1 protein-coding gene is annotated in these 230 nt (G+C 68.3%); it reads right to left on the reverse strand.

From position 1 onward, the window contains the following. Positions 1 to 225, reverse strand: a 225-nt coding sequence (locus SB754_RS23370; protein ID WP_410784617.1) for a DEAD/DEAH box helicase family protein, incomplete at its 3' end; no start/stop codon positions are given. Positions 226 to 230 lie beyond the last annotated feature (5 nt).

Genomic DNA, 230 nt, shown 5'->3' on the forward strand with positions numbered 1-230 from the left:
GAGGTGGTCCGTGGGCGCCACGACGGTGATCCGCTTGACGATCCCGCGGTCCACCAGTTCTGTGGCGACGCGCAGGGCGAAGGTGGTTTTACCGGCGCCGGGGGTGGCGACGGCAAGGAAATCGGCCGAGTCTTTGGCGAAAAACTTTTCGAGGGCTTCAGCCTGCCACTGGCGCAGCTTGGGGGCGGTGCCCCATGCGGCTCGTTCCGGATAGGCGGGCGGCAGGGCCG

The organism is Leifsonia sp. SIMBA_070, assembly GCF_046534635.1.
Taxonomy (GTDB): Bacteria; Actinomycetota; Actinomycetes; order Actinomycetales; family Microbacteriaceae; genus Leifsonia.